22 protein-coding genes are annotated in these 23,538 nt (G+C 73.3%); 8 read left to right on the top strand and 14 right to left on the bottom strand.

Annotation, left to right across the window (positions count from 1 at the left end):
- Nucleotides 1-122: 122 nt before the first annotated feature.
- Entirely contained in the window at nt 123-1,622 is a 1,500-nt protein-coding gene (gene miaB / locus ABT006_RS10915) for a tRNA (N6-isopentenyl adenosine(37)-C2)-methylthiotransferase MiaB (RefSeq protein WP_350705111.1), read from the bottom strand.
- A 51-nt stretch (nt 1,623-1,673) separates the two neighbouring features.
- Here miaB and ABT006_RS10910 point away from each other — a divergent pair, with 51 nt between their 5' ends.
- Nucleotides 1,674-1,904 (top strand): DUF2277 family protein, encoded by a 231-nt coding sequence (locus ABT006_RS10910; protein WP_350705110.1) that lies wholly within the window; start codon nt 1,674-1,676, stop codon nt 1,902-1,904.
- 55 nt (nt 1,905-1,959) lie between these two features.
- Here ABT006_RS10910 and ABT006_RS10905 read toward each other — a convergent pair whose 3' ends face one another.
- Together ABT006_RS10905 and selD are read right to left on the bottom strand one after the other, a co-directional pair.
- Nucleotides 1,960-2,439, bottom strand: coding sequence for a hypothetical protein (locus tag ABT006_RS10905; protein ID WP_350705108.1), 480 nt, complete (start codon nt 2,437-2,439; stop codon nt 1,960-1,962).
- A 227-nt stretch (nt 2,440-2,666) separates the two neighbouring features.
- Nucleotides 2,667-3,662 (bottom strand): selenide, water dikinase SelD, encoded by a 996-nt coding sequence (selD, locus tag ABT006_RS10900; RefSeq protein WP_466021624.1) that lies wholly within the window; start codon nt 3,660-3,662, stop codon nt 2,667-2,669.
- Nucleotides 3,663-3,849: 187 nt separating this feature from the next.
- On the opposite strand from selD, the gene ABT006_RS10895 reads away from it, so the two are divergent.
- The 4 genes from ABT006_RS10895 to ABT006_RS10880 are packed head-to-tail and all read left to right on the top strand — an operon-like array spanning nt 3,850 to nt 7,250.
- Nucleotides 3,850-4,605 carry an amino acid ABC transporter ATP-binding protein gene (locus ABT006_RS10895; RefSeq protein WP_350705104.1) on the top strand — a complete coding sequence of 252 codons (756 nt, stop codon included), beginning with the start codon at nt 3,850-3,852 and terminating at the stop codon, nt 4,603-4,605.
- Between the two features lie 57 nt (nt 4,606-4,662).
- The gene (locus tag ABT006_RS10890) at nt 4,663-5,541 is read left to right on the top strand and encodes a glutamate ABC transporter substrate-binding protein (protein WP_350705102.1); all 879 of its coding nucleotides are present in this window, start codon (nt 4,663-4,665) and stop codon (nt 5,539-5,541) included.
- 42 nt (nt 5,542-5,583) lie between these two features.
- Nucleotides 5,584-6,291 (top strand): amino acid ABC transporter permease, encoded by a 708-nt coding sequence (locus ABT006_RS10885; protein WP_350682830.1) that lies wholly within the window; start codon nt 5,584-5,586, stop codon nt 6,289-6,291.
- Entirely contained in the window at nt 6,288-7,250 is a 963-nt protein-coding gene (locus ABT006_RS10880; protein WP_350705100.1) for an amino acid ABC transporter permease, read from the top strand. The genes ABT006_RS10885 and ABT006_RS10880 overlap by 4 nt, the downstream gene beginning before the upstream one ends.
- A 94-nt stretch (nt 7,251-7,344) precedes the next feature.
- Here ABT006_RS10880 and rny read toward each other — a convergent pair whose 3' ends face one another.
- Entirely contained in the window at nt 7,345-9,111 is a 1,767-nt protein-coding gene (gene rny, locus ABT006_RS10875; RefSeq protein WP_350705098.1) for a ribonuclease Y, read from the bottom strand.
- Between the two features lie 604 nt (nt 9,112-9,715).
- On the opposite strand from rny, the gene ABT006_RS10870 reads away from it, so the two are divergent.
- Complete coding sequence (locus ABT006_RS10870) at nt 9,716-10,306, top strand: HAD family hydrolase (protein ID WP_350705097.1); 591 nt, start codon at nt 9,716-9,718, stop codon at nt 10,304-10,306.
- Nucleotides 10,307-10,375: 69 nt separating this feature from the next.
- Here the strand turns inward: ABT006_RS10870 and ABT006_RS10865 are convergent, their stop codons facing one another.
- From ABT006_RS10865 to ABT006_RS10835, 7 genes are all read right to left on the bottom strand, one after another.
- Entirely contained in the window at nt 10,376-11,077 is a 702-nt protein-coding gene (locus ABT006_RS10865; protein ID WP_350705095.1) for a regulatory protein RecX, read from the bottom strand.
- 14 nt (nt 11,078-11,091) lie between these two features.
- Nucleotides 11,092-12,138, bottom strand: a complete 1,047-nt coding sequence (gene recA, locus ABT006_RS10860) for a recombinase RecA (RefSeq protein ID WP_088995380.1) — start codon at nt 12,136-12,138, stop codon at nt 11,092-11,094.
- Nucleotides 12,139-12,321: 183 nt separating this feature from the next.
- The gene (locus ABT006_RS10855; RefSeq protein WP_350705093.1) at nt 12,322-12,522 is read right to left on the bottom strand and encodes a DUF3046 domain-containing protein; all 201 of its coding nucleotides are present in this window, start codon (nt 12,520-12,522) and stop codon (nt 12,322-12,324) included.
- 4 nt (nt 12,523-12,526) lie between these two features.
- Nucleotides 12,527-13,909, bottom strand: a complete 1,383-nt coding sequence (locus ABT006_RS10850) for an MFS transporter (RefSeq protein ID WP_350705091.1) — start codon at nt 13,907-13,909, stop codon at nt 12,527-12,529.
- 109 nt (nt 13,910-14,018) lie between these two features.
- A complete protein-coding gene (locus tag ABT006_RS10845; RefSeq protein ID WP_350705089.1) occupies nt 14,019-15,161 on the bottom strand; it encodes an acyl-CoA dehydrogenase family protein in 1,143 nt (380 codons plus the stop codon).
- Nucleotides 15,162-15,224: 63 nt separating this feature from the next.
- A complete protein-coding gene (locus ABT006_RS10840) occupies nt 15,225-15,929 on the bottom strand; it encodes a UdgX family uracil-DNA binding protein (protein ID WP_350705087.1) in 705 nt (234 codons plus the stop codon).
- Between the two features lie 292 nt (nt 15,930-16,221).
- Nucleotides 16,222-17,562: an aminotransferase class I/II-fold pyridoxal phosphate-dependent enzyme gene (locus ABT006_RS10835; protein WP_350705085.1), complete on the bottom strand. Its 1,341-nt coding sequence runs from the start codon at nt 17,560-17,562 to the stop codon at nt 16,222-16,224.
- 33 nt (nt 17,563-17,595) lie between these two features.
- Between ABT006_RS10835 and ABT006_RS10830 the strand changes: the two genes are divergently transcribed.
- Both ABT006_RS10830 and leuE read left to right on the top strand, forming a co-directional pair.
- Entirely contained in the window at nt 17,596-18,837 is a 1,242-nt protein-coding gene (locus ABT006_RS10830) for a bifunctional pyridoxamine 5'-phosphate oxidase family protein/GNAT family N-acetyltransferase (protein ID WP_350705083.1), read from the top strand.
- Nucleotides 18,837-19,505 (top strand): leucine efflux protein LeuE, encoded by a 669-nt coding sequence (leuE, locus tag ABT006_RS10825; RefSeq protein WP_350705081.1) that lies wholly within the window; start codon nt 18,837-18,839, stop codon nt 19,503-19,505. The genes ABT006_RS10830 and leuE overlap by 1 nt, the downstream gene beginning before the upstream one ends.
- Nucleotides 19,506-19,635: 130 nt before the next feature.
- Here leuE and ABT006_RS10820 read toward each other — a convergent pair whose 3' ends face one another.
- The 3 genes from ABT006_RS10820 to ABT006_RS10810 form a co-directional block, all read right to left on the bottom strand.
- Nucleotides 19,636-20,550: a sporulation protein gene (locus tag ABT006_RS10820; protein ID WP_350705079.1), complete on the bottom strand. Its 915-nt coding sequence runs from the start codon at nt 20,548-20,550 to the stop codon at nt 19,636-19,638.
- 360 nt (nt 20,551-20,910) lie between these two features.
- The gene (locus ABT006_RS10815; RefSeq protein WP_350705077.1) at nt 20,911-21,975 is read right to left on the bottom strand and encodes a hemolysin family protein; all 1,065 of its coding nucleotides are present in this window, start codon (nt 21,973-21,975) and stop codon (nt 20,911-20,913) included.
- Nucleotides 21,972-23,321, bottom strand: coding sequence for a hemolysin family protein (locus ABT006_RS10810; RefSeq protein ID WP_350705075.1), 1,350 nt, complete (start codon nt 23,319-23,321; stop codon nt 21,972-21,974). The genes ABT006_RS10815 and ABT006_RS10810 overlap by 4 nt, the downstream gene beginning before the upstream one ends.
- Between the last annotated feature and the right edge of the window lie 217 nt (nt 23,322-23,538).

Here is a 23,538-nt window from a genome sequence, read left to right as displayed (position 1 = left end):
CCCCTCGCCGCGCCGGCCGGGTCTGCTCCCCCCGGCCACAGCCCCCGTGCCGCGCGGACCGGGGGCTTTCGCGTGTCCGGGCCGCCGCCGGCGACGGTGGGATCGGCCGGCCCGTCGTGGGGTCAGTGGGCGGCGCAGCCCGTCGTCGGCGCGGGCGCCGCGGCCGGCGCGCCGATCGTGGGCAGCCCGAGCAGCACCCCGGGCGTACGCGGGGAGCGCCCCGCCTCGGCCGCGTCGCCGGCCCGGGTGCGCCGGTGCGACAGGGGCTCACCGTCGGCGTTGAGGTGGTGCGGGGCCGCGTACGTGACGGTGGTGTGCACGATGTCGCCGGGGCGGATCTGCCCGGCGAGGGAACCCGCGTCGAAGTGGACGAGGCGGCCGTCACGTGCGCGGCCGGACATCCGGCCGGTGCGCTCGTCCTTGCGCCCCTCGCCGACGGCGACCAGCACCTCGACGGTCTCCCCCACGAGCCGCTTGTTCTCCGCCCACGTGATCTCCTCCACGCAGGCGATCAGCCGCTCGTAGCGCTCCTGGACGACCTGCTTGGGGAGCTGACCCTCCATGGTGGCGGCGGGGGTGCCGGGGCGCTTCGAGTACTGGAAGGTGAACGCGGAGGAGAACCGGGCCTCGCGGACCACGTCGAGGGTGCGCTCGAAGTCGGCGTCGGTCTCGCCGGGGAATCCGACGATGATGTCCGTGGTGATCGCCGCGTCCGGCATCGCCGCCCGGACCTTCTCGATGATGCCGAGGTAGCGGTCGGCCCGGTACGAGCGGCGCATGGCGCGCAGCACGTCGTCCGAGCCGGACTGCAGCGGCATGTGCAGCGAGTGGCAGACGTTCGGCGTCTCGGCCATCGCGGCGATCACGTCGTCGGTGAAGTCCTTCGGGTGCGGGCTGGTGAACCGGACCCGCTCCAGGCCGTCGACGTCGCCACAGGCGCGCAACAGCTTGCCGAAGGCGAGCCGGTCGCCGAACTCCACGCCGTAGGAGTTGACGTTCTGCCCGAGCAGGGTCACCTCCAGCACGCCCTCGTCGACCAGGGCGCGCACCTCGGAGAGGATGTCGCCGGGGCGGCGGTCCTTCTCCTTGCCGCGCAGGGAGGGCACGATGCAGAACGTGCAGGTGTTGTTGCAGCCGACGGAGATCGACACCCAGCCGGCGTACGTGGACTCGCGCCGGGTGGGCAGCGTCGAGGGGAAGACGTCGAGGGACTCGAGGATCTCCACCTCGGCGGCGGCGTTGTGCCGGGCCCGCTCCAGCAGCACCGGCAGCGACCCGATGTTGTGCGTGCCGAAGACCACGTCCACCCAGGGCGCCTTGCGGACGATCTCGCCGCGGTCCTTCTGGGCGAGGCAGCCGCCGACGGCGATCTGCATCCCCGGGTGCCTGTCCTTGACGGGGCGCAGGTGACCGAGGTTGCCGTAGAGCCGGTTGTCGGCGTTCTCCCGGACCGCGCAGGTGTTGAACACCACCACGTCCGGGTTGTCGTCGGCCTCGGCGGCGCGCACGTAGCCCGCCTGCTCCAGCAGCCCGGAGATGCGCTCGGAGTCGTGCACGTTCATCTGGCAGCCGTACGTGCGCACCTGGTAGGTGCGCGGGCTGCTCGCCGCTGCGGTAGTCATGACCCGGACAGCGTATCCGGGCGAGAATCCCGAACCGAACGAGGAGGAGCCGTGTGCCGGAGCATCAAGACCCTTCGTGAGCCGTACGTCGCCGAGGTGAGCCCGGCCGACGTCGAGGCCGCCGCCCTGCAGTACGTCCGGAAGATCTCGGGCTTCCGCAGGCCCGCCGCGCACAACGCCGCGGCCTTCGACGCGGCGGTCGCCGCGGTCGCCGCGGCCACCGCGACCCTGCTGGGCGAGTTGGAGGTACGCGGCGGCCGCTCCGCCCGCCCGGCGAGCTGACCTCGCCGCCCGCCGGGCCGACGCGGGAAGGCCCCGCGTGCTGGCACGGCGGGCCTCAGGCGGCGGCGAGCGCTGGCAGCACCGAGTCGGGGGCCCAGCGTGAGCGGTGGCACTGCGACCAGCCGCGGCAGCGGGGATCGGCCTCGGTGCAGAGCCGTTGGTTGCCGAGCACCTCGCCGTCGTCGGTCTCGCGGACGTCGAAGTGCACCGGCCGGATCGTGCCGTCGGGGGCCACGAGCAGGTGCCGGCCGGCGTCGAGGGTGTCGTCGCGCAGCAGGCAGTTGCGGTCCAGCAGCCGCGCCAGCGCGGCGATGCTGGCGTGCTCGGGGAGCCCGTCGGGCACGCCGTAGCAGTCAACGATGGTGGCGAACTCCCCCGGCGCCTGCCAGACGTCGCAGATCACCGCGTGCGCCGGCAGCCGGGCCGGGTCGGCCGCCGCCAGGGGCATCACCACCCGGCCGAGTGCCTCGGCCAGTGCCGGGTAGACCTCCACCGGCCGCACCTGGTCGATTCTCCAGTTCCACAGCTCGGTCATGCCGCCTCCTCGCTGTGCTCGTCCCACCGGCCTCCGGATCGGGCCTTACTGACGATGGTGGGGGGCATATGACCTCAGCCGGGGGCAAGTTACCGGTCTGTGACCATTCCGGGCAAAATTTCCTCGGGCGTCGTTGCTCCGAGTGGCGGAAAGGTGACAGTTTATCGGGTACGGTGCCCCGCCCGGAACTTCCCCGCTCCGTAGCGCGCCCGTTTCGACCGGGTCGGTCAGCGCACGACGACCCGGTGCTCGCCGGGGGGCAGCAGCTCGCCGACCACGGTGGCGCCCGGCAGTTCGCCGGCGACCAGCAGGCCGCCCGACGTCTGCGCGTCGGCCAGCAGCAGCCGTTCGTCCTCGCCGATCCCGCCGAAGTCCGTCCACCCGGCGACCCACTCCAGGTTGCGGCGGCTGCCGCCGCTGACGTACCCGTCGCGCACCGCCTCCCGGGCGCCGGCCAGGTAGGGCACCCGGGCCGCGTCGATCGCCACCGTCAGCCGGCTCGCCCGGGCCAGCTTGGACGCGTGCCCGAGCAGACCGAAGCCGGTCACGTCGGTGCCGCAGCGCACACCGGCCGCCACCGCGGCCCGCGCGGCGTCCCGGTTGAGGGTGGTCATGGCGGCGACCGCCTCGGGGAAGCTCTCGCCGGTGGCCTTGTGCCTGGTGTTGAGCACCCCGACGCCCAGCGGCTTGGTCAGCGACAGCGGCAGCCCCGCCCGGCCCGCGTCCAGGGTGATCAGCTCCTCGGGCCGGACCACCCCGGTGACGGCCAGCCCGTACTTGGGGCCCTCGTCGTCGACGCTGTGCCCGCCGGCGAGGTGGCATCCCGCGTCCCGGGCCACGTCCTGCCCGCCGCGCAGCACCTCCCGGGCCAGCTCCAGCGGCAGCACGTCGCGCGGCCAGCAGAGCAGGTTGAGCGCGACGAGCGGGGTGCCACCCATCGCGTACACGTCGGAGAGCGCGTTGGTCGCGGCGATCCGCCCCCAGTCGTACGCGTCGTCGACGACGGGGGTGAAGAAGTCGGCGGTGGTGACCAGGCCGGTCCGTTCGTCGAGCCGGACCACCGCGGCGTCGTCGCCGTGGTCGAGGCCGACGAGCAGGTCCGCGGCGCCGGTGGCCGGGCCGAGGCCGGCGACCATCGCCTCCAGCTCGCCCGGCGGGATCTTGCAGGCGCAACCGCCGCCGCGGGCGTACTCGGTCAGCCGCACCCGTTCCGTCATCCCCACATGATCTTCCACACGTCCCGACGCCACCACCGGGAGGACCGGTTTCGGAGTCAAAATCCGACTCCCGGGCCCGAGCGGAAATGGTGTTACCGCTCCGTGACCAACTGACTTGCGTTCCGCCACATCCCCCCGCCTACAGTTGCCCAACCGGGGGTCAACGGACCCCGCGTGCGCGACGACAGGGACGGTGGACGACGTGGCGACGGGCGAACCGCTCATCGTGCTGGAATCGGTCAACAAGTGGTTCGGGCCGCTGCACGTGCTGGACGACGTCTCGCTGTCGGTCGGGCGCGGCGAGGTGGTCGTGGTCATCGGGCCGTCCGGCTCCGGCAAGTCGACGCTCTGCCGCACCATCAACCGACTCGAGCCGATCACCTCCGGCACGATCACCTTCGACGGGCAGCCCCTGCCGGCCGAGGGCAAGGCGCTGGCGAAGCTGCGCAGCGAGGTCGGCATGGTGTTCCAGTCGTTCAACCTCTTCGCGCACAAGACGATCCTCGAGAACGTCACCCTCGGGCCGGTCAAGGTCCGCAAGGAGAAGCCGGCGGCGGCGCGCGAGCGCGGCCTGGCCCTGCTGGACCGGGTCGGCATCGCCAACCAGGCCGACAAGTTCCCCGCCCAGCTCTCCGGCGGCCAGCAGCAGCGCGCCGCGATCGCGCGGGCGCTGGCCATGCAGCCCAAGGCGATGCTCTTCGACGAGCCGACCAGCGCGCTCGACCCGGAGATGGTCGGCGAGGTGCTGGACGTGATGACGTCGCTGGCCCGCGAAGGCATGACGATGGTCGTGGTCACCCACGAGATGGGCTTCGCCCGGCACGCGGCGAACCGCGTCATCTTCATGGCCGACGGGCAGCTGGTCGAGGACGCCCCGCCCGCCGAGTTCTTCGCCAACCCGCGCAGCGAGCGGGCCAAGGACTTCCTCTCCAAGATCCTCACGCACTAGGCGTCCGTACCTGGAGCGCGCCGTCCCCCGGCGGTTCCGTCGAAGAAGGAGATGAGTATGCGTATCACGCGCGTAGCGGCGCTCGCCGCGGCCGCCACCCTGGCGCTCGGCATGACCGCCTGCGGTGGCGACGACGCCGAGGAGGGCACCGGCGCCGGCAGCAAGTCCTTCGCCGCCGGCAGCACGATGGAGCGCCTGAACAAGGCCCAGTCCATCAAGATCGGCACGAAGTTCGACCAGCCCGGCTTCGGCCAGAAGGGCCTGTCGGGCAAGCCGGAGGGCTTCGACGTCGAGGTCGCGAAGATCATCGTCAAGGAGCTCGGCATCCCCGAGGACAAGATCGAGTGGGTCGAGGCCCCCTCGAAGGTCCGCGAGGACGTCATCGTGAACGGCACGGTCGACCTGGTCGCCGCGACCTACACGATCAACCCCAAGCGCAAGGAGCGCATCGCGTTCGCCGGGCCGTACTACGAGGCCGGCCAGAACATCATGGTGAAGAAGGACGACGCCACGATCACCGGGCCGGACTCCTTCAAGGACGGCGCCAAGAAGGTCTGCTCGGTCACCGGCTCCACCCCGGCCGAGGAGATCAAGAAGCACGTCAAGGACGTCGCCACCCAGCTGGTGCTCTTCGACACCTACGACAAGTGCCGCGACGCCCTCAAGGGCGGCCAGGTCGACGCCGTCACCACGGACAACGTGATCCTGCTCGGCTACATCGCCAAGGACGAGGCGTCCTTCAAGCTGGCCGGCGACAACTTCACCAAGGAGCCGTACGGCATCGGGGTGAAGAAGGAGGACACCGACTTCCGCAACTTCATCAACGACACGCTGGAGAAGGCGTTCGCCGACGGCAGCTGGCAGAAGGCCTGGGACGGCACCGCCGGCAAGTTCGGCGCCCAGCTGGGCTCCGCCCCGACCGTCGACCGCTACTGATCTAATTCCTTCGATCTGGAGGGTGGGGAGGAAGACCGACCCGTGAGTGTGCTCATCGACAAGTTCGACGTCTTCGCGGGTGGTTTCTGGCTCACCCTCCAGATCTGCGTACTCGCCGCGATCGGTGCCCTGATCCTGGGCGCCATCGTGGCGGTACTGCGGATCTCCCCGGTGCCGCCGCTGCGGGCGGTCGGCACCGCGTACGTCAACATCTTCCGGAACATGCCGCTGACCGTGGTGATGTTCTTCGCCGCGTTCGGCCTGCCGGCGCTCGGCTCCAACGCGGACTTCCTGCGCATCCCCGGCCTGGACGCGGTGTTCAGCCGGCTCGACACGGATCTGCCGTACTTCCGCTTCGCGCTGATCGCGCTGGTGCTCTACACCGCCGCGTTCGTCTGCGAGGCGCTGCGGTCCGGCGTGAACGCGGTCCCCGCCGGCCAGGCGGAGGCCGCCCGGTCACTCGGCCTCACCTTCGGCCAGAACCTGCGGTACGTGGTGCTGCCGCAGTCCTGGAAGGCCTCGGTGGTGCCCCTCGGTTCGGTGATCATCGCGATGATCAAGAACTCGGCCCTGATCGGCTTCTTCGGCGTGGTCGGCGACCTCTCGCAGACCGCCGACCAGCTCACCTCGGCCGAGGGCTACGCCTTCGTCCCCGTCGCCATCGGCATCTCGATCGGATACCTGATCATGACCGTCCCCCTCGGCGCGCTCCTCGACCGGATCGAGAAGCGGCAGGCGGTGGCCCGATGAGCCAGCAGACCGTCCTCTACGACGTCCCCGGCCCCCGGCAGCGCCGGATCACCCTCGTCAGCAGCCTGGTGGCGACGGTGCTGCTGCTCGCGGGCGCGTACTTCCTGATCTACAAGCCGCTGGACGCCAAGGGCCAGTTCTCGATGGAGCTCTGGGGGCCGCTGCTCGACCCCTCCAACGAGAACTTCTCGCAGGTGTGGGAGCGGATCGGCCTCGGCCTCAAGAACACGCTGACCGCCGCCGCCCTGGCGATCGTCGCCTCGCTGGTGGTCGGCACCCTGCTCGCGGTGCTGCGGATCCAGCTCAAGAGCCTGACCCGCCGCCGGTTCACCGGCTTCGCCGCGCCGCTGGCCTACCTGCTGCGCGGGCTGAGCGTGCTGCTGTCGGCGGTCACCCGGGTCTGCGTCGAGGTGTTCCGGGGCCTGCCCGTGGTCATCACGATCTTCTTCGTGGCTCGCGGCTTCCCCGAGTTCGGCGTCACGTTCGAGACGCTGTGGTACCTGGTCATCGGCCTGACCATCTACAACTCGGTGGTCATCGCCGAGATCCTCCGCTCCGGCATGGAGGGCCTGCCCGGCGGGCAGGCCGAGGCGGCGGCCGCGATCGGCCTCTCCCCGATGCAGACCACCCGGATGATCCTGCTGCCGCAGGCCTTCCGGATCATGCTGCCGGCGCTGATCAGCCAGCTCGTCGTGGTGCTCAAGGACACCTCGCTGGGCTTCATCATCAGCTACGAGGAGACCCTGAACATCGGCAAGCAGCTCATCGGCGTGCTGGACAACCCGATCCAGGTCTACGTCGTGATCGCGGTGATGTTCATCCTGGTGAACTACTCGCTGTCGAAGCTGGCCCAGTACGTCCAGCACCGGCTCTCCCGGGGCCGCAAGACCGCCGGCACCCCGGCCCAGAACCCGCCCCCGGCGGCGCTCACCGCGCAGGCGGAGAGCCAGGGCGTCTGACCCCTGACGCAACGAAGGGCCGGCCCGATGATCGGGCCGGCCCTTCGTGTTGCGCCGTCAGCGGGCGGTCTCGGTGACGGTGCCCGCCGCGACGTCAGCGCGCGATCTCGGTGACCCGGGACTCGCGGACCACGGTCACCCGGATCTGACCCGGGTACGTCAGCTCCTCCTCGATCTGCTTCGCCACGTCCCGGGCCAGCACGGCGGCGCCGATGTCGTCCACGTCGTCCGGCTTGACCATCACCCGGATCTCCCGGCCGGCCTGCATGGCGAAGACCTTCTCCACGCCGAGCTTGCCGGCCGCGATCTCCTCGATCCGCTCCAGCCGCTTGACGTACGCCTCCAGGCTCTCCCGCCGTGCCCCGGGCCGCCCGCCCGAGCAGGCGTCGGACGCCTGGGTGAGGACGGCCTCGATGGTCTGCGGCGGCACCTCGTTGTGGTGCGCCTCGATGGCGTGGACGACGTCCTCGCTCTCGCCGTACTTGCGGGCGAGATCCGCGCCGATGATGGCGTGGCTGCCCTCCACCTCGTGGGTGAGCGCCTTGCCGATGTCGTGCAGGAACGCCGAGCGCTTGATGGTCGGCACGTCGAGCCGCAGCTCGGCCGCCATGATGCCGGCGATGTGCGCGGTCTCCACCAGGTGCTTGAGCACGTTCTGCCCGTACGACGTCCGGTAGCGCAGCCGGCCGAGCAGGGTGACCAGCTCCGGGTGGATCTCGGTGATGCCGACCTCGACCAGGGCGTCCTCGGCGGCCCGCTGACACAGCTCCTCCACCTCGTGCCGGGCCAGGTCGTAGACCTCCTCGATCCGGTGCGGATGGATCCGCCCGTCCAGGACCAGCTTCTCCAGGGTGAGCCGGCCGACCTCCCGGCGCACCGGGTCGAAGCAGGAGAGCAGCACCGCCTCGGGGGTGTCGTCGATGATCAGGTTGACGCCGGTGACCGACTCGAAGGCGCGGATGTTGCGGCCCTCCCGGCCGATGATCCGTCCCTTCATCTCGTCGCCGGGCAGGTGCAGGACGCTGACCACGCTCTCCGCGGTCTGCTCACTGGCGACCCGCTGGATCGCGTCGACGACGATGTGCCGGGCACGCTGCTCGGCGGTGTTGCGCGCGTCGGATTCGATGTCCCGGACCAGCAGCGCGGCCTCCCGCTTGGCCTGGCCCTCGATCGCCTCGATCAGCTCCGCCCGGGCCGTGTCGGCGGTGAGCCCGGCGACCCGCTCCAGCTCCCGGCGCCGCTGCTCCTCCGCCTCGGCCAGTTCCGCCTCCCGCTGGTCGAGCGCGGCGCCGCGGGCGGCCAGGGCCGCGCTGGCGGCCGTGAGCTGGCGCTCCCGCTCGGCGAGCCGCTCCACCTCCTCGGTGTGCAGCCGCTCGCGCTCGTCCATCCGGGCCGCCCGCCGCTCCACCTCGGCGGCCTGTTCCCGGGTGGTGGCGGCGAGCACCGCGACCTCGCGTTCCCCGCTGCGCCGGGCTGTGGTCCGTAGCTGCTCCGCGTCCGCCTCCGCCTGCTTGTGGGCCCGCTCCAGGATGGTGTCGGCCTCCGCCCGGGCGTCGTCGAGCACCCGGCGCGCCTCGGCGCGGGCCGCCTTCGCCTCGGCCTTCGCGGCAGCCGCCTCGGCCCGGGCCGCCGCGGCGGCGGACTTCGCCACGTCGATCGTGCTGTTGGCCTCGTCGGCGGCGCTGCGCAGCGCGGCCAGGGACTGTTCCTGCCGGTCCTTCTCCGCGATGAAGGCGGGATCCTCGGGCGCCGGCGCCGCGCCGAGCCGGCGCAGCGTCCGTACGCCCAGCAGCACCGCCCCGAGCACGACCACGGTCAGGACCAGCACCACCGCGAGGATCACGACGTCGAAGCCGCTCATGCCGGCGCCCCGTTCCGCATGGCCGTCACGTGGACGGCCACACCCTGGTCGGCCCGCGATCGGTGCGGGCCCGGCCCGACGTTCGGCCCGCTCATGTCGGCACCCCGGTGGACCTGCGCCGCCTCGCCATGGCCGCCTCCCCTGAACGTCGGGACCGCAGCGACGGTGCCGGTGGGCACGCACCCTGCGGCTGTGGACGCCCGACCGGAGCGACTGGCCGTGGGTAGGTTCCGTCGGCGGTGCCCACGCGGGGCATCGCCGGCGGCCGGGTGCAGTTGTCGCGCCAGCCCCGGACCGGCCTGTCCGAAGCTGCCGCCAGTGGCCGACGAGTCGGCCAAAGTGATGCTGTTCCGTTACGCGATCTATGTTGTGCGCTTAGCCTGCGCTGGTCGGGCAATGTGAGCCTGTATGGCGAGGCTAGGTCTCCCGGGGCCGTCTGGTCAAGAACTCATGATCAAACCCCCCGAACGGAGCGAAGTTGTCGCGTTACGCAACGCCCACGCCAGCCCGGACACCGGAGGACAAACGAGGCGAGTTGGCGGGAGGTCCGCCGGCCGGCCCGCCCAGCCGTACGGCCCGCCACGCAGCCGCCTAACCTATCCGGGTGCTGCTCCCCCTGCCGCCCGGCGAGTTCCGGGCCTACCTCTTCGACTGCGACGGCACCATCGCCGACTCGATGCCGCTGCACCACCTCGCCTGGGTCGAGGCGCTCAAGGAGTGGGGCTGCACCTTCTCGGAGGACCTCTTCTACGCCTGGGGCGGGCGCCCGGTAGCCGACATCATCGTCGAACTCAACGAGCGCCACGGCCTGGCCATGCCGGTCGAGGCGGTCGCCGCCCGTCAGGAGACGCTGTATCAGGAATCCCTGCCGAGACTCACCGCCGTGCCCGGCGTCCTGCGGCACATCGAGGACGCCCACGGGCGGGTTCCCTTCGCCGTGGTCTCCGGCAGCACCCGGGAGTCGGTCACGGCCTCCCTGGACGCCCTTGGCCTCACCGGGAAGTTCGACGCGCTGGTTTGCGCGGGCGACTACGCCAGGGCCAAGCCCGACCCGGAGGGGTTCCTGCTCGCCGCCCGGCTCCTCGGCGTCCCACCGGAGTCCTGCCTGGTCTTCGAGGACACCGACCTGGGCGTCGCGGCGGCCACGGCTGCGGGCATGGCCGCCGTGCGCGTCCCGTCGCCCAGGCAGCGGTAGCGCCATCCCGCGACCGGCCTCCGGCCGCGTCGGTCTGGCCCCCGGCATGTGGCTCGCCGTCGGCTGCGCTCAGTCGACTGACCGGCTGTCGCGGTCGAGCTCGCCCTCGGCGTCGGCGAGCGCGTCGGCGTCGATCTGCTCGGCGAACTCGGCCGCCTCGGCGCTCTGCGCGGCGAGCGCGTCCTTCACCGCCCGGATCGCCACGCCGGGCGGGTAGCCCTTGCGGGCCAGCATCGCCACCAGCCGCCGGAAGACCGCATCCGGCTCGCCGCGGGCGGACCGCAGCTTCCGCTCCACCAGGGCGCGGGCGGTCTCGGCCTCGGTCTCCTCGTCCAGCTCGCCGAGGGCCTCGCTGGCGACCTCGCCGTCGACACCGCGCTGACGCAGCTCGTTGGCGAGCGCCCGGCGGGCCAGACCCCGGCCGGCGTGCCGGCTGGACACCCAGGCCCGCGCGAAGGCGGCGTCGTCGATGATGCCGACCTCGTCGTAGCGGTCGAGCACCGCCGCGGAGACCTCCTCGGAGATCCCCCGCTTCGCCAGTGCCCCGGCCAGCTCGGCCCGGGTACGCGGCCGGACGGCGAGCTGGCGCAGGCAGATCTCCCGCGCCACCTCCGACTCGTCGCGCGGCGCGGCGGGGGGCACCTCGGGGTCGATCTCCTCGGCACGGGGGCCACGGCGACCCCGCCGGGGTCGGGGCGTCGTCGTGCCGTCGCCCGCGCGGGGCGGACTGGCATCCCAGCCCCGCCCCGTGCGGGCGCGTCGTCCTGCCACGGGTCAGCGACCGGTCAGAAGTCGACCGGCGGCAGCTCCGGGCCACCGGCGGCGTCGCCCGCGCCGACCCCGACGCCGAGCTTCTCCAGGATCTTCTTCTCGATCTCGGCGGCCACGTCCGGGTTCTCCCGGAGGAACTCGCGGGCCTTCTCCTTGCCCTGGCCCAGCTGGTCGCCGTCGTAGGTGTACCAGGCGCCGGACTTGCGGATGATCGCCTGCTCGACGCCGACGTCGATCAGCGAGCCCTCGCGGGAGATGCCCTTGCCGTACATGATGTCGAACTCGGCCTGCTTGAACGGCGCGGCGACCTTGTTCTTCACGACCTTGACCCGGGTGCGGTTACCGACCACGTCGGTGCCGTCCTTGAGGCTCTCGATGCGGCGCACGTCGAGCCGGACCGAGGCGTAGAACTTCAGCGCCCGGCCGCCCGTGGTGGTCTCGGGGCTGCCGAACATCACGCCGATCTTCTCGCGGAGCTGGTTGATGAAGATCGCGGTGGTGCCGGTGTTGTTGAGCACACCGGTGATCTTCCGCAGCGCCTGGCTCATCAGCCGGGCCTGCAGACCCACGTGGCTGTCGCCCATCTCGCCCTCGATCTCGGCGCGCGGCACCAGCGCGGCCACCGAGTCGATCACGATGATGTCGAGCGCGCCGGAGCGGACCAGCATGTCCGCGATCTCCAGCGCCTGCTCACCGGTGTCGGGCTGGGAGACCAGCAGGGCGTCGGTGTCGACGCCGAGGGCCTTCGCGTATTCCGGGTCGAGCGCGTGCTCGGCGTCGACGAAGGCGGCGATGCCGCCGGCCCGCTGGGCGTTGGCCACGGCGTGCAGCGCGACGGTGGTCTTACCGCTGGACTCCGGACCGTAGATCTCGACGACCCGGCCGCGGGGCAGGCCGCCCACGCCGAGCGCCACGTCGAGGGCGATCGACCCGGTGGGGATGACCGCGGTCTGGATGACCGGCCGCTCCCCGAGCCGCATCACCGAGCCCTTGCCGAACTGCTTGTCGATCTGAGCGAGAGCAAGGTCGAGTGCCTTCTCCCGGTCAGGCCCTGCTGCCATCGTTGCCACCCCTGCCTTCGCCGGCGTCTTTCCTGAGCTTCGCGTCACGCGGACACGCTAGGCGCTGGGTCCGACAGAAACCAGCCGACGGGCCGTGAGCTGTGGACGAGCACCCCGCTGTGGACAATAGCCGAACAGGTGTACGAGTCGGCAAGCGACACGCGGAAGCGACGAAATGGCTGCTCAGCGTAGTCGCGCGGGCACCCGGTCGGGATAGGCGGCGCAGACCGCCCGCCACACGACGTGCGCCTGCTCACCCGATGCCAGCGCCTGCTCGACGGTCCGGCCGCCGAGCTGGGAGAGCACCTGGTCGCGGGCGATGCTGGCCGCGTAGGCGGGGCCGAACGCCTCCTCCAACCGCGACCAGAAGTCGGTCAGCCGCACGTGATCAATCCTCCTCGTCCGGTGCGCCCGCCGGCACCGGACGCAACGCTAGCGCCACCAGGGGCACCGCCGCGACCGCCGCGAGCAGAGCGAGCACCGGATAGCCCGCCACCTCCATGACAAACCCGCTGACCGCCCCGGCGGCGGCGCCGGCCAGTCCCATGGTCAGGTCGGAGAGCCCCTGGACGCTCGGCCGGATCCCCACCGGCACCGACTCCGACAGCAGGGTGGAGCCGGCCACCATGGTCCCCGACCAGCCCAGGCCGAGCAGGAACAGCCCGATCGAGAGCCGGGCCGTGTGGTGCCCGGCGGTGCCGGCGACCGCGCACGCCACGAGCAGCAGCCCGACGCCGCCGAGGATCACCGCCCGGCGGCCGAGCCGGTCCGTGAGCCAGCCGGCCACCGGGGCGAGGGCGTACATGCCGGCGATGTGCAGACTCAGCACGAGACCGACCACCCGCAGCACGTCGGCGTCGGCGTGCCACTCGTGCAGGCGCACCGGGGTCATCACCATCACCGCGACCATGACCAGGTGCCCGACCGCCACCGCGGCGATGCCGAGCCGGGCGGCCGGGCGCGCGCGTACGACCGACCAGGCGGCCCGCATGCCCACGCCGCGCCGGCCGGTCGGTGCCGGCGCGACGACGGCGTCCGGCGGCGGGGTGACGGCGGAAACGGCGTCCGGCGACGGGGCGGCCGGGACGACGGCCTCCGGCCCCGGGGTGACCGGCGGGACGGCGACCGCCGCCAGCCGGCGCGCGGTCAGCAGCGGGTCGGGCCGCAGCAGCGCCAGGATCACGCCGGCGGCCAGCGCCAGCGCGACGGCGCTGAACGCGAACGGACCGGCCAGCTTCGGCAGCCCCCAGCCGCTGGTGGTGCGGTCCGCGAACGCGGCGAAGTTCGGCGCGGCGACCGCGCCGATGGTGGTGGCCCAGACGATCAGGGCGAGCTGGCGGCCCCGCCGCGCCGGCTCGGCCAGGTCGACCGCGGCGTAGCGGGCCTGGAGGTTGGCCGCGCTGCCGCCGCCGAAGAGGAGCATGCCGAGGAAGAGCAGCGGGACCCAGCGGGTGACGGCGGCGAACACCACCAGGGCGCCGCCGGCCGCGCCGGCGAGATAGGCCACGACCAGGCCGGGCCGCCGGCCGTGGCCGTTCATGATCCGGGTGACCGGCACCGCGAGCAGGGCCCCGCCCACCACGGCGGCGCTGCTCACCAGCCCGGCCACGGCGGTGCCGGCGATGTCCGCGGCGAGCAGCGCCCCGACGGCGACGCCGACCGTCACCCCGATCCCGCCGACGATCTGGGTGACGAAGAGCAGCCGCAGGGTACGCCGCTGGATCGGCGTGACGTCGGGCGCGGCGAGTGGCGCGGCGAGGTCGGTGGCCATCGGCGGCTCCTTCGACGGTAAGGGGCGGGGTGCCCGTCTCATCCTTGCGCAGCCGGCGCGCCGCCCCGCAACCGGTCGCCGTCCCGGCTGCGCCCCTCCCCCGGTTGCGCTACAGGCCCAGGCCGCGGCCGATGATCTCCTTCATGATCTCGGTGGTGCCGCCGTAGATCGTCTGCACCCGCCCGTCCAGCCATGCCTTCGCCACCGGGTACTCCAGCATGTAGCCGTAGCCGCCGTGCAGTTGCACGCAGCGGTCGGCGACCCTGTTCTGCAACTCGGTGGTCCACCACTTCGCCTTGGCCGCGTCGGTGACCGTGAGCCGGCCGGCGTTGTACTCCGCGACGCAGTGGTTGACGAAGGTGCGCGCGATGGTGACCTCGGTGTCCAGCTCGGCCAGGAGGAAGCGGTTGTGCTGGAACGCGCCGATCGGCCGGCCGAACGCCTGCCGGGAGCGGGCGTAGTCGAGGGTGACGGCGAGCAGCCGCTCGGCGGCGGCCACCGCGGCGACCGCGATGCTGAGCCGCTCCCGGGGCAGGTTGGCCATCAGGTGGTAGAAGCCGTGGTTCTCGGTGCCGATCAGGTTCTCCGCCGGCACCCGGCAGTCCTCGAAGAACAGCTCGGCGGTGTCGTTGGCCTTCAGCCCGACCTTGGCCAGCCGTCGGCCCCGGGAGAAGCCGGGGGTGCCGTCCTCCACGGCGACCAGGCTCACCCCGTGCGCGCCCTGGTCCGGCGCGGTGCGGACGACCACGACCACCAGGTCGGCCATCTCGCCGTTGGTGATGAAGGTCTTCTGACCGTTGAGCACCCAGCTGTCGCCGTCGCGGACGGCGCTCGTGCGGATTCCGGCGAGGTCGGAGCCGGCGCCGGGCTCGCTCATCGCGATCGCCGTGACGAGGTCGCCGGAGCAGAACCCGGGCAGCCAGCGCTTGCGCTGGTCCTCCGTGGTCAGCTCGGTCAGGTACGGCGCCACCACGTCGTTGTGCAGCCCGAAGCCGAGGCCGGTGCAGCCGGCGGCGACGATCTCCTCGGCCAGCACCGCGTTGAACCGGAAGTCCCGCTGCCCGCCCCCGCCGTACTCCGGGTCGACGTCCGTGCCCAGCAGGCCGGCCGCTCCGGCCCGGCGCCACACCTCGCGGTCGACGATCCCGGCGGCCTCCCAACGCTCGTGGTGGGGCACGGCCTCCCGGTCCAGGAACTCGCGGCACAGCTCGCGGAAGTCCTCGTGGTCGCGCTCGTAGAGATGCTGCTCCATGGCCGCCAGTGTGGCACCGCGCACCCGCCCTGCCCAGGGGCCGACGGGTGGCTCGGTGCCGGCTCAGCCGGCGAGGGCGCGGGCGGCCACGGCGAGGTCGGCGACCAGCCCCTCGTACGCCACGTCCTGGTTGTCGGCGCGGAGCACGGCGGACGGGTGGATGGTGGCCAGCAGCCGGGCCGGCGGGGCGTCGGCGACGGTGCCCTTCGCGTCCACCGGCACCCGCTGGAAGTCCTCCGGGTGCTGGGCCGACGCCGGCCAGGGCATCAGCTCGCCGCGCTGTCGGGTGACCCGGAACGTGGGGCCGAGCAGCGCCTTGGCCGCGGTCGCGCCGAGCACCACCACGATCTCCGGGCGCAACTGGGCGAACTCGGCCACCAGCCAGGGCCGGCAGGCGGTGACGTGCACCCGGTCCGGGGTCTGGTGGATGCGCCGTTTGCCGCGCAGCTCGAACCTGAAGTGCTTCACGGCGTTCGTGAGGTAGATGTGCCCGGGGTCGAGCCCGGCGTCGTCGACCGCCTTACGGAGCAGCCGACCGGCGGGGCCGACGAACGGCAGCCCCTTCTGGTCCTCCATGTCACCGGGCTGCTCGCCGACGAAGACCACCCGCGCGCCGGCGTCGCCGCGACCGAACACGGTCTGCGACGCGTCCCGGTACAGCTCGCAGCCCCGGCAGCCGGCGGCGGCGGCGCGCAGGTCGTCGAGGGTGTCGGCCTGCGGCGGGATGAACTTCTGCGCGCCCGGTGCGGTCTCGGTCTGCTCGGCCATGTCGACTGTTATATACCCGTTCGGGCCGCGATGCCGGTCCGCCCTGCCTCCGCACGACGTCCCACCGGCGGCCGGGCCGTCAGTATCCGCCGCCGCCGTCGCCGCCGCCGGACGCCAGCGCGATCACCACGATCACGAGCACGATCACCGCCACCACGACGGCGATCCAGACGCCCCTCCTCGATCCCGACGAAGCCATGGTCGTCCACCTCCGGCACCGCGCTTACCCACCCGGCGTCCGGTCACGCCCGCGCCCGGCACATTGGCACGTCGCCGGCCCGGGTGCGCGGGGTCATGCGGTGAAACCGGGTGACACGGCAGGCCGGACGGCGCGGGCGGCGGCGGCGGCGAGCGGTGCCACCTCGCCGTCGTCCAGCGAGCTGACCGTGATCCGCAGCCCCGGCGGGCCGGCGATCCGGTAGAGCGCGCCGGGCGCGACCGCCCAACCGGCGTCGCGCAGTGCGGTCAGCGCGCTGGTCTCGTCCGCCACCGGCAGCCACACGTTGATGCCGCTGCGCCCGTGGGCGGCGAGGCCGTGGCCGGCGAGCGCGTCGACCAGCGCCCCGCGCCGCCGCTCGTAGCTGGCGGCGGCCCGGTCCACCAGCCCGGCCACCGCCGGGTCGCGCCACAGCGACAGGACCAGCCGTTGCAGCACGGTGGAGACCCAGCCGGCGCCGACCCGGGCCCGGCCGGCCACCCGGGCCACCGTGGTCTCGTCCCCCACCAGCACGGCCAGCCGCAGGTCGGGACCGAACGGCTTGCTCACCGAGCGGACGAAGGCCCACGTCGGGGTCGCCCCGGCGAGCGGGTGCAGCGGTACGCGGGCCAGCTCGGCGGCGTGGTCGTCCTCGATCAGCAGCAGGTCGGACCGGCCGGCGAGCAGCGTACGCAGCTCCTCGGCCCGCCCGGCGGAGACCGCCGCGCCGGTGGGGTTCTGCGCCCGGCTGGTCACGATCAGCGCCCGGGCCCCGGCGGCGAGCGCGGCCCGGACGCCCTCGACGAGCGGACCGTCGTCGTCGACCGGCACCCCGATCGGCCGTAGCCCGAGCGCGGCGACCAGGTCGAGCAGGTTGGCCCAGCCCGGGTCCTCGACGGCGACCGCGTCACCGGGGCGCAGGTGCGCGCCGAGCAGCCGCTCGATGCCGTCCAGCGCGCCGCCGGTGAGGGTCAGCTCCGCCGCCGGCACGCCGTCGGCGGCCAGCCGCTCCCGGGCCGCCTCGGCCAGTTCGGGCAGCACCCCGGCGGCCGAGTAACCGACGGGCGGCCCGGCGTCGGCCGCGAGCCCGGCCAGGTGCGCCCCCAGCGGCGGCAGCAGCCGCGGGTCGGGCTCGCCCAGGGAGAGGTCGCGCAGGCCGGGGGCGGGTGGCGGGCGCAGCGCGGAGCGGCGGGCCGCCACCGGAGGGCGGGGCCGGACCCGGGTGCCGTGCCGGCCGGCGGTGACCACCAGGCCCCGCTGGCGCAGCTCCTGATAGGCCCGGGCCACGGTGGCCGGGCTGACCGTGAGCTGGGCGGCGAGCGCGCGCACCGCCGGCAGGGCGGCGCCGGGGGCGAGGGCGGCGGAACGGATGCCCGACTCGATGCTGGCCGAAATCTCGACGGCCGTCGCGCCGGTGACCTGATAGCGTGCTGACACAAATCGGAGATTGTACTAGAACAAAGGCGGAGCATGTACGCACGCACCGACCGGACCACCGCCAGCCGCTCCCGGGACCGGATGAGCTACGACGCCGCCGCCGCGCACGCCGTCCTCGACGAGGCGTACCACTGCGCGCTCGGGTTCACCGTCGACGGTGAGCCCCGGGTGCTGCCCACCCTGCACGTCCGCATCGACGACACCCTCTACCTGCACGGCTCCACCGGCAGCCGGCCGCTGCTCGCCGCCCGGGCCGACGGGCTGCCGGTCTGCGTCACGGTGACCCTGCTCGACGGCCTGGTCTACGGGCGCTCCCAGTTCCACCACAGCGCCAACTACCGGTCGGTCGTCGCGCACGGCACCGCGCACCTGGTCACCGACGAGCGGGAGAAGGCGCGGGTGCTCACCGCGCTGGTGGAGAAGGTCGGCACCGGGCGCAGCGCCGACAGCCGACCGCCGTCGCGCCGGGAGCTGGCCGAGACGGCCGTGCTGGCCCTGCCGCTGCGGGAGGTCTCCGTCCGCGCCCGCACCGGCGGGGTACGCGACGACGAGGCCGACCTCGCCCTGCCGCACTGGGCCGGGGTGGTGCCGCTGCGGCTCACCGCCGGGCTGCCCGAGCCGGACGCCGGGGTGACCGCGCCGGTGCCGGCGTACCTGCGGCCGGCCTCCACGCCGTGGCGGGAACCGGCAGTGCTGCGCGGGGAACACGTGGTGCTGGAGCCCCTCGACCTCGCGCACGCCGACGAGCTGCACGCGGCGACCGCCGATCCGGAGGTCTGGCAGCACCTGGGCAGCCCGCTGCCGGCCGACCCCGCCGGCACCGCCGAGGTGGTCGCCGCCGCGCTGGCCGCCCACCGCCGGGGCGAGCGGGTGCCGTGGGTGCAGCGCTGCGCCGTCACCGGCGCGGTGGTCGGCACCACCTCCTACTACGAGGTGGACCCGGAGCGCCGGTCGGTGGCGATCGGCTACACCTTCCTGGGCCGGCCGTGGTGGCGTACGGGGATCAACACCGAGGCGAAGCTGCTGCTGCTCACCCGCGCCTTCGAGGAGTTGGGCGCGGTGCGGGTGGTCTGGCACACCGACATCCGCAACGAGCGCTCCCAGCGGGCGATCGAGCGCCTCGGCGCGTCCCGCGAGGGGGTGCTGCGGATGCACAAGCTCCGCCCGGACGGCTCGTGGCGGGACACCGTGCAGTATTCGATGACCGTCGACGAGTGGCCAAACGCACAGGTCGCGCTGCGGGAAAGGCTTCGCCGGACGGCACCCGTGGCCTGATGATGTCGGGCGTGCTGGGCATCACCGACATCTGGACGTACGTGCTGGGCACCGTGGCGATCGTTCTGCTGCCCGGGCCCAACTCCCTCTTCGTGCTCTCCACCGCCGCGCAGCGCGGTGTGGCCGCCGGCTACCGGGCCGCCGGCGGGGTCTTCGTCGGCGACGGGGTGCTGATGTTCCTCTCCGCCGCCGGGGTGGCCTCGCTGCTCAAGGCGTACCCGCCGCTCTTCCTGGTGATCAAGTACGCCGGCGCCGCGTACCTCGGCTACGTGGGGTTGACGATGCTGCGCGGCGCGTGGCGGCGCTGGCGCGACCGCAACGACCCGGCCACGCCGCGGCTGATCGACGCCGCGGAGCCGGTGGCGATGCGCAGCCCGTTCCGCAAGGCGCTCGTGGTCAGCCTGCTCAACCCGAAGGCGATCCTGTTCTTCGTCTCGTTCTTCATCCAGTTCGTCGACCCGGGCTACGCGTGGCCGGCGCTGTCGTTCCTCCTGCTCGGGCTGATCGCCCAGGTCACCAGCGCGCTCTACCTGACCGCGCTGATCTTCGCCGGGACGTTCCTGGCGGCCCAGTTCCGCCAGCGCCGCCGCCTCGCCGCCGGCGCCACCACCGGCGTCGCCGCCCTCTTCCTCGGCTTCAGCCTGAAACTCGCCACCGCCACCGTCTGACCTTCCCCCTACCCCTCCCGGCCCTCCCCGCGATCTTGCACGTTCGGCCCCCGTCATGGGCGGTAGGTCCGACGTGCCGGGGCACAAAGCGCAAGATCGGCGGGAACGAGGGCGGGGTGGGGGCGGGTGGTCAGGTGCCGTCGCCGCCGACGCCGGCTCCGCCGGCGGTGCCGCCCAGGCCGAAGCCGGGGCGGGTGGGCTCGTCCGGCGGGCGGCTGACGTGCGCCGACTCCGCGATGGTCGCGGACCAGTCGGCGTGCGCGGCGGCCGCGGCGTGCCGGTTGATCGCCGCGCGCAGCCAGCCGTCCACCGTCGCCACCCAGTCCCGCCGGTCGGCGCCGACGTGCCAGATCCGGAAGCGACTGATGCTCTGGTGGGTGATCCCGGCCAAGGCCAGCCGCCGGTCCAGCCAGAAGATGACCTCCAGGCCGGCCGGGTTGGCGATGAAGATCAGCTCCAGCTCGGTGATCGGCCCGGCATAGAGCGGCGCCACCCAGAATCCCAGCCGCTGGTGCAGCGGCAGGGTCTGTTCCACCCCCGGCAGCCGGGCGTCGACCAGGCCGGCCTGGCGCATGCTGAAGCCCAGCGTGTCGAGGGCGGCCAGGATGTGCGCCTGGGTGGGCAGCGGGTGCACGAAAACCGGCACCATCGCGCCCTGGTCGAGCTGCGGCTCGACCGCCACCTCGGTGCGCAGCCCCATCCGCAGGCTGAGCAGGGGCACCCCGCCGAAGATGGTCACCGGGGTCTCCCAGGGCAGCGGGAACTCGAACGGGATCGTGCGGCCCCGCCCGGCCCGCAGCACGAAGCCGTCGGCGGCGGTCGCCTGGTGGAACTGCACCAGGCGGCGGGGCGCCTCCGGGTCGTCCGGCTCCGCCGTGGTGACCAGGCCGAGCCGGACGTGCAGCACCGGCACGTCGGTCGAGCCGGCGATGACCGTGACCCGCCCGGGCAGCCGCAGCCCGGGGCGGGTGCTCGGATTGGCCAGGGCGGTGCGGACGGAGAGCCCGGTCCACCCGGACTCCGGCGACACCCCGGTCAACCGCACCCGCACTCCCCCGTCCGCATCCCGCGCCCGGCGGACCCGCCGGGACCGGCCTCGCCGCGATCGGGCGCGCGGGTCGCCCCACGCATCCCGTGCGCCACCCGGTATCGGTCGGTTGCCACCCGGCACCGGCCCGTGCACCACCCCGGCCCGGGCCCGTGCACCACCCAATTGCCGGCCGGTGCGCCAGCCGGTATCGGTCGGTGTGCCACCCGGCGCCGGCCCCGCGCCAACCCGGCCCGGTTCCTCCAGCCTCGCGGACCTGGCGGGCGTCCGTGCGGTCTTCGCCGAAGACCGCACGATCCCGACGGCCGGACCACGCCGGGCCGCCCCCGCGCCTCACCCGGGGGCGGCCCGCGGGTCTCACCTCATCCGTCGGCCGCGCGGCACCGGGTCGGTCTCGTCGTCGAACTCGCCGATGACCTCCTCCAGAAGGTCCTCCAGCGCGACGAACCCGATCGGCCGGGTCGGGCCGCCGCCGTTGCGCACGAGCGCGAGCTGGGACTGCCGGGCCCGCATCGCCGCCACCGCGTCGGTCACCGTGGCCGCGGCGGGCAGGGTGAACGCGCTGGTCATCAGGTCGCCGGCGGTGGCCCTGCGGCCCGTGGTGGTGGCCCGCACCGCCTCCCGGACGTGGACGAGGCCGCAGACGTCGCCGTTCGCGTCCAGCACGGCCAGCCGCGACCGGCCGCTGTCGCGGCTGACCTGCTCGATCCGGGCGGCGTCCTCGTCCCGGCGGACCGTCACCATCTGGTGGAACGGCTCCATCACCTGGGCCACCGTGGTGCCCTGCAATTCCAGCATGCTGGTCAGCAACTGGTGCTGCTCGACGCCGAGCAGCCCGTGCTCGCGGGACTGCTCCAGCAGGATGCGCAGCTCGTCGGGGCCGTGCACCTGGGCGAGCTGGTCCTGCGGGTTGACCTTGGCGAGCCGCAGCATCGCGTTGGCCAGGGCGTTCATCACCGACAGCACCGGCCGGGCGACCCGCGCGAAGGCACGGAACGGCAACGCCAGCAGCATCGCCGAGCGCTCGGCGTCGGTGATGGCCCAGGATTTCGGCGCCATCTCGCCGACCACCAGATGCAGGAAGGTGACCAGGCTGAGGGCGAAGACCAGCGCGACCGCGTGGCTCGCGGCGTCCGGCAGCCCGACCGCGTGCAGCAGCGGGCTCAGCAGGTGCTCGATCGCCGGCTCGGCGAGCGCACCGAGCCCCAGGGTGCACAGCGTGATGCCGAGCTGCGCGCCGGCGAGCATCAGCGACAGCTCGCGTACGCCCTCCAGGGCGGCCCGGGCGGCCCGGCCGCCACCGGCCGCCGCCTGCTCCAGGCGGTAGCGCTTGCTGGCCACCAGGGCGAACTCGGCGGCCACGAAGAAGCCGTTCAGCGCCAGCAGGATCACCGACGTGAACAGCGCGATGCCCGGACTCACTCGGACACCTCCCCGGACTCGGCGAGCCGCAGCCGGACCGAGTCGGCCACGTGCCGGTCGACGGCCAGCACCTCGACCAGGGCGCGCGGCTCGACCGCGCCGTCCTCGCCGTCGGCGGGCAGGCTGATCTCCAGCCGGTCACCGACCTCGGGCACCCGGCCCAGCTCCCGCATGACCAGGCCGGAGAGGGTGTCGTACTCCGGGGCCTCGGGCAGCTCGATGCCGGTGCTGTCGGCGACCTCGTCGATGCGCCAGCGCGCGGGCACCACCCAGGAGCCGTCCTCCTGCCGGGCCGGGGCCCGCTCGGGCGGGTCGTCCTCGTCCCGGATCGGGCCGACCAGCTCCTCGGCGATGTCCTCCAGCGTGATCACGCCGGCGAAGCCGCCGTACTCGTCGACCACGCAGGCGAGCTGCCGGTGGCCGGAGCGGAGCCGGTCCAGCACGGTCGGCAGCGGCAGCGTCTCCGGCACCAGCAGCGGCGGGCCGGCGACCGCGCTGACCGGGGTGGTCGCGCGCCGCTCGGGGGGCACCCCGAGCACGTCGGCGATGCCGATGACGCCGATCAGGTCGTCGACGCCCTCCGCGCCGCGCACGGGGAAGCGGGACTTGCCGGTGTCCAGCAGCTCCACCACCCGGCTGACCGGCTCGTGCGCGCGTACGGTGTGCACGTCGACGCGGGGCACCATGGCCTCGCCCGCGGTCAGCTCGCGGAAGTCGAGCCCCCGGTCGAGCAGCGTGGACATCTCGGCGGTCAGGTGCCCCTCCTGGCGGGACTCGGCGATGATCTGCTCCAGGTCCTCCGGGGTGGCGCCGCTGGGCAGTTCCTCGATCGGCTCGATGCCGACGCGGCGGAGCAGCCGCACCGCGGCGCGGTCGAAGAGCTTGATCAGCGGACCGGCCACCTTGAGGTACACCAGGGTGGAGCGGCTCAGGGCCTTGGCCAGGGGTTCGGCCCGGGCGATGGCGAGGTTCTTCGGGGCCAGCTCGCCCAGGACCATCTGCACCACGGTCGCGATGACCAGGGCCAGGGCGACCGAGAGCGGCAGGCTGACCGCCGTGGAGACGCCGGCCACGCCGAGGAGTTCGGCCAGCCCGGCGCCGAGGAACGGCTCGGCGACGTAACCGACCAGCAGGGCGGTGACGGTGATGCCGAGCTGCGCGCCGGAGAGCATGAACGACAGCCGTCCGGTCACCTCCAGGGCCCGGGCAGCGGCCTTGTCGCCGTCGTCGGCGAGCTGCTTGAGCCTGCCCCGGTCGACGGCGACGTAACCGAACTCCTGGGCCACGAAGTAACCGGTGGCGGCGGTGAGCACGATGATGAAGAGGAGACCAACGACGATCAACACGGGTCGCTCAGGGCTCCCGGGGACGTCGGGGTCGGGATACGCCGGGCAGGACCCGGCTGGCTACTGCTGCCCTCCTGGGCAGAGGAGTCGATCATGCGGCCATTTTATCCGCGCCGGCTGTACGCCCGCTGAAGGTGCGTCGAAGGCCCCCTGTCGTCCGGTTACCCGGCGTGGACAGGGGGCCGTCACCCGGCGTGGGCAGGGGCCGCCACCTGGC

Source organism: Micromonospora sp. NPDC002717, from assembly GCF_040295705.1.
Taxonomy (GTDB): domain Bacteria; phylum Actinomycetota; class Actinomycetes; order Mycobacteriales; family Micromonosporaceae; genus Micromonospora.
This window is presented reverse-complemented; position numbering and strand designations above follow the sequence as displayed.